Raw genomic sequence first — 4,796 nt, 5'->3', positions numbered from 1 at the left:
TACGGTCAGTTAGCCGAGAGTACGTTTAGTTTTGCTGTGCCAAAATCTGAACAGCTGAATTTCTTTGGTGATGCAGAATATGCTGAGCAATTTGAACAAGCGGTAAAACATCTGGAAAGTCTGGGTGGTAAGAAACAGTTTATCGATTTCGAACCATTCTTTACTGCGGCCAGACTGCTTTATGAAGGCCCTTGGGTGGCAGAACGTCGTGTGGCAACAGAAGGCGTCGACAGACAAGCTATGCTGCAAGTCATTCAGGATATTCTTGCGACACAGGAAGATGCCCGAGCAGATGACTTATTTAAAGCGGAATATAAGTTACAGGCTTGCCGGCAGCAGGTAAGAGATGCGCTGGAAAGCTATGATTTTATTCTGACGCCAACAGCTGGCACCACCTATAGCATTAAGCAGGTACAGGCAGATCCAATAAAACTTAATAGCAATCTGGGGCATTACACTAACTTTATGAACCTGCTTGATTGCAGTGCGATAGCGGTACCGACAGGATTTATTTCATCAGGTTTACCGTTTGGTGTGACTTTGTTTTCACGTGCTTTTAGTGATGCCCGATTATTAAGTTATGCCAATTTGATGCAGCAGTCATTACGATTGCCTTTAGGTGCGATGGATGTTGCCTGCCCAGATTCATCAGCGGCTATCTCAAGCTGTGGTGATCGCATCACTGTCGCCGTATGTGGAGCACATTTGCAGGGACAACCGCTTAATTATCAATTAACGGAGCGAGGCGGTGTCTTTTTAGAGAAAACGGTAACGGCTAATGCCTATAAGCTTTATGCCTTAGCGGGTGGTTCGCCCAAAAGACCTGGACTGGTTCGTGATGAAAATGGGACAGAGATTGAAATTGAACTTTGGTCTTTACCCACAGCAACGTTAGGCTCTTTTCTGGCAGGCATTGCAGCCCCATTAGGTTTGGGCAAGCTTGAAGTAAAAGATGGACGCTGGGTTACAGGGTTTATCTGTGAGTCTTATGGCCTTGAGCAGGCGACCGACATTACATCTTTCAGATCTTGGCGTAAGTATTTGCTGAATAAATAAGCGATATAAAAAAGCCGTCATTGATGACGGCTTTTTCAGATAACTAACAGTTGCCTTTTTTTGCTTGGCCAGGCGGGCAGAAATGCCCCTGATGGTTTTCATGATGACGTTTGTCATGATGTTCGCTGTGACCTTCTTCATCAGTGTTAACGGCGACACCAGTGGCTGCACCTACAGCACCACCAATCATTGCGCCTTCGCGACCACCCACCTCATTACCCACAGCAGCGCCTATAGCACCACCGATGCCACCACCTACTGCTGCATCGACTGTGGAGCTATCAGCATGAGCAGCAAATGCTGTCATCAACAATGGAATGATCAGGAATTTTATTTTCATATTGTTATTCATCCTCTTTACAAATAACTAGTGCACAACATAACTAAATATAAAAAGGATGGCAATTATTCGCTAGGCTGATCAATTTACAGCAACGCGGTTATCTGGTGTTTTTATACCGGCTTTACCTCGTAATAAAGTCGATGTGGCAGATACAATATAGGCATCTAAACGATGCTCCAGTTTCTCTGTGCCAACAGCGTCATGAAGCGTGTTTGCAGAAGCTTTTGGTAATAACTCATAGTTATATAACGTTGCATTGTTGTCTGTTGATTTAACCAGCACTTTATTATCATCAATGATAGCTGTGGTTGGATCTGAGCCTGATGGTTTAATAACAGCAAATCCGGCGTCATTGATATTTAATAAATCACGGCCCCAGCAGTTATAAGTGGTATCTCCACCCATTAAACCCGCGACTGTCGGTGCAATATCGACTTGAGCGCCGACCGTTGAGTTAGTGTGACCATATTTTTTGACAACATCTGGACCAATAATTAATAGCGGCACATGGAATTTAAGCATATCGATATCGGTGACCTGATTAGGGGAACTAAAGCCGTGATCGCCTACTAAAACAAACAGCGTATTATCGACATAATCTGACTTAATCACTTTTTTGAAAAACTGGCCCAAAGCCCAATCGGCATAACGCATCGCGGTTAAATGTTCATTCAACTCACCGTGACCAGTCACTTTTTCAACAGGAAGTGGGGTAGGTAAGGCATAAGGTGTGTGATTAGATAAGGTTTGTAAAAAAGCAAAAAATGGCTTGTCTTTAGGCATTTTTTGTAACTCTTCGGTAGCTCGGTCGAACATATCCTGATCAGATACGCCCCAGGTAGGATCTGAGAAAACAGGATTCACAAAATCATGTCTGCCAATAAAATGCTGCATACCCTGGGCACCAAAAAAGCCTTTTTGATTATCCCAGGCAAAGTCACCGTTATAGATGTACATACTTTGATAACCTCTGTCGGCTGTCATTTGTATCAAACCGGAAAAATGGTTACTGCCTTCAGGCTGTTGCATTAAATACTCATAGTGAGGCAAGTTAGGAAAGCACGCTAATGAAGTAAACATACCTTGGTGAGTGTGTGTGCCGTTTGAGAAAAAGCGATTGAATAACAGGCCTTGTTTGGCGAGTTTGTCGAATTCTGGTGTGATGCCTTCATCATGACCTAAAGCACCGACATATTCACCGCTGAAGCTTTCCATCAGAATGAACACAACATTTAATGGTTTTTGGGTTAAACCCACACGTGCATGATAACTACGTAATACTGGTGAGTACTCGGGGTCTATAAGTTGATCAGATGGCGTTAGAATCATTTCCTCGACAGTACTGTCGGCATCAGCTAATGGCATTTTCTTGAGCCATTTATTATCACCTTTTTTGGTACCGATAACGGCTTTAGCTAATGTATAAACCCCGTTTAAGCCCAAATGATTGGCAAAAAGATAATTACTCTGGAAGGCATCACCCCAACGCAGTGGTGGTCCCTGACGTAATGTGCCTCGTGCGGCCACGACTGATATTAACAATACGACGAGAAATGCCGTCATTCTAAGGCTGTATCGAGTTTTATCAGTGGACTTAGCTTGGTTAATCCGGCTGTTTACAGTAAAGATAAAAAATAATGCCGTGATCATTAGACCGATAATGATTAGGTAAGTGACGACAGGAAACCCATACCAAATCATGCTTAATACTGTTGCCGGATCTTCCTTCATATATTCAAAAACCAGGCTGTTCAGCCGTGTATGAAACTCATGATAAAAGTCGAGCTCAATGATAGCGAGAAAGATCATCACGCTGGAAACAAAGGTAAGCCAGACTGTATAAGCTTTACGGTTGCTTAAACCTTTTTTAAACAGTAAGCCAATTATTAATGGCAGCAGCGCATAAACAGTGACAATCAAATCAAAGCGAAGCCCGGTAAGAAAAGCATGAATAAGATCATGGCTGGGAATGCTGGCTGCCAGATCATTGTTTCGCCATAACAGAACGCCTCTTAGTAGCGTCTGTAAAAGCATTAAAATGAATGCCGAACTAAAAATAAAATAAAGATCGAAGAATAAGTTGTTTTTATATTTTGACATGGAACATCCGAGCGTTATTGATAGATCCAGTCTAACTTGAGAGTGGATTAGTCATATAAAGTAGGACGTCAGTCTGAATTGTTTTTGTTAACAGATGCTTAAGACAGATACATGATGAGTGATATTGCTCATTAGGCAGAAACTAAGACACGATGAGCTAAAAGTGCTTCATTATTTGGAAATCAGGCCGATATAATTCCTGGTAATGCTATGAAATTTTCATATCAGGCTAAATTCAGACGATTTGTAGATACATGAGGTTGAAATGCAGTTTATTAAGAATCTTCCTATTGGGAAAAAGATTTTCAGTGTGGTGGTTATTCTTGGGCTAACGCAGCTGCTGATTTCAGCCTTTGCTATTTTTAAAATGAATGACATTTCAAGCGAATTTTCTGTCATCTATCAAATGTCGTTACCGCTTGAGAAGAATGTGGCTGAAGCCCGCCAGCTCCAGCTAAAGAAGGCCTCTGAACTACAAACACTAATGATTGATGCCAAATCTGGTGCCAGAAGAAAAGTCATTAAAGAGCATTTTGCCAAGATCGACAATATCACTCTGCAAACTAATCAGGCTATGCAGGATATTGTGGCCATTCTGAATGCATCCAAAGACAAAGCGTTAGATGCTGACCTCCAGGCTGATGTGGCGAGTTTGGAAGAAAATACGGCTAAAGTTGTTGAGCAGCAGGCTAATTATCAGAAGTATGTCGATAGCGCGATTCAAATTATTAAGCGCGGTGGCAGTATGTCAGGTGGTGGTTATCTCTCAAAAGACGAACAAGCTCAGTTAGTGGCTATTGAAGCCAAGCTGTTTGAAAGCTTACAAGCCATGCAAGCCAGTATTGATAACATTACTAATCGTTCGGTCACTAACGTCAAGGATCTGCATAGTTCGAGTTTACTCAGCCTGATTGCGATGGCGGTGGTGTCGTTGGTTCTTGGTATATTCATTTCCAAAATTATTATCAGCAATATCGTTACCCCCATTAAAGGTGTCATGAGCGTGCTGACGACGATGGCTCAGGATAATGATTTAACAAAACGCATGAATTTTGCCAGTAAAGATGAAGTCGGTGCGATGGGCAATGCCTTCAATAGTTTTGTCGAAAAATTACAAAAACTGGTGATGGGCATAACTGACGCTTCTGAACAATTATCGACAGCAGCCGAAGAAACGTCGGTAGTCAGTCGTTCAACTAATCAGAATATTGCACAACAGAAAAATGAAACAACGCATGTCGCATCAGCAATTACACAAATGACTGCGACCGTTCAGGAAGTGGCCAATAGTGCTGAA

The 4,796-nt window shown here is 42.3% G+C and carries 4 protein-coding genes; 2 read left to right on the top strand and 2 right to left on the bottom strand.

Annotated features, from left to right (window positions below; translation table 11 throughout):
- Positions 1-1,056 (top strand): allophanate hydrolase-related protein (locus B4K20_RS05520; protein WP_289282176.1); only part of this gene is annotated, 1,056 nt, incomplete at its 5' end.
- A gap of 43 nt (positions 1,057-1,099) precedes the next feature.
- On the opposite strand, the gene B4K20_RS05515 is transcribed toward B4K20_RS05520, so the two are convergent.
- Both B4K20_RS05515 and B4K20_RS05510 read right to left on the bottom strand, forming a co-directional pair.
- A complete protein-coding gene (locus B4K20_RS05515; RefSeq protein ID WP_289245007.1) occupies positions 1,100-1,396 on the bottom strand; it encodes a YMGG-like glycine zipper-containing protein in 297 nt (98 codons plus the stop codon).
- Between the two features lie 81 nt (positions 1,397-1,477).
- Positions 1,478-3,499 carry an LTA synthase family protein gene (locus B4K20_RS05510; RefSeq protein WP_289282175.1) on the bottom strand — a complete coding sequence of 674 codons (2,022 nt, stop codon included), beginning with the start codon at positions 3,497-3,499 and terminating at the stop codon, positions 1,478-1,480.
- Positions 3,500-3,764: 265 nt separating this feature from the next.
- Here B4K20_RS05510 and B4K20_RS05505 point away from each other — a divergent pair.
- Positions 3,765-4,796, top strand: a 1,032-nt coding sequence (locus B4K20_RS05505; RefSeq protein ID WP_289282174.1) for a methyl-accepting chemotaxis protein, incomplete at its 3' end; no start/stop codon positions are given.

The sequence above is a fragment of the Methylophaga sp. UBA5088 genome, from assembly GCF_002414625.1.
GTDB lineage: Bacteria > Pseudomonadota > Gammaproteobacteria > Nitrosococcales > Methylophagaceae > Methylophaga > Methylophaga marina.
This window is presented reverse-complemented; position numbering and strand designations above follow the sequence as displayed.

Bases quoted from the DNA above. Each gene is read 5' to 3' on its own strand.
- B4K20_RS05515 (WP_289245007.1), bottom strand. From the start codon at position 1,396: ATGAAAATAAAATTCCTGATCATTCCATTGTTGATGACAGCATTTGCT.
- B4K20_RS05510 (WP_289282175.1), bottom strand. From the start codon at position 3,499: ATGTCAAAATATAAAAACAACTTATTCTTCGATCTTTATTTTATTTTT.